This window comes from Neobacillus terrae, assembly GCF_011393025.1.
Classification (GTDB): Bacteria; Bacillota; Bacilli; order Bacillales; family Cytobacillaceae; genus Neobacillus_A; species Neobacillus_A terrae.
This window is the reverse complement of the sequence record NZ_JAAOEO010000098.1, coordinates 1-526: the sequence shown is the minus strand read 5'-3', so window position 1 is coordinate 526 and position 526 is coordinate 1. Positions and strand designations below refer to the sequence as shown.

Genomic DNA, 526 nt, shown 5'->3' with positions numbered 1-526 from the left:
GCTAAAGAACTGGTAGAATATAAGATTATCCAATCAATCCCCGGTATTGGCGAAAAGATTGCGGCAACAATCATTTCAGAAATTGGGGAAATAGATCGATTTAATCACCCTAAAAAACTAGTCGCATTTGCCGGAATAGACCCGAGTATCTTTGAATCAGGCAGATTCAAAGGGACTGTAAACCGGATAACAAAAAGAGGTTCCAGCAGGCTCCGACATGCTTTATACATGGCGGTAAAGTGTGCCATTCGGGATGCTCGAAAACGGAAAACGACTAAAGATAATATTCCTCGTAATAAGAAATTACGAGAGTTCTATGAAAAAAAACGTGCAGAAGGAAAACCATATAAAGTAGCCATAATAGCCTGTGCAAATAAGCTTCTTCACTGGATTTATGCACTTTTAAAAAACAGTACCACTTTCCAAGATATAGCTTGAAATGTAAAGCTAACTAAATAACTCAAAACCTTCCAATTACAGTATGAAGGAAGGTTATTTAGCATGCTTATTTTTAGTATACCATGGC

Annotated in this window: 1 protein-coding gene; it reads left to right on the top strand. The window is 37.3% G+C overall.

What is annotated here, in order from left to right; translation table 11 throughout:
- Nucleotides 1–438, top strand: a 438-nt coding sequence (locus tag G8761_RS26755) for a transposase (protein ID WP_166030967.1), incomplete at its 5' end; no start/stop codon positions are given.
- Nucleotides 439–526 lie beyond the last annotated feature (88 nt).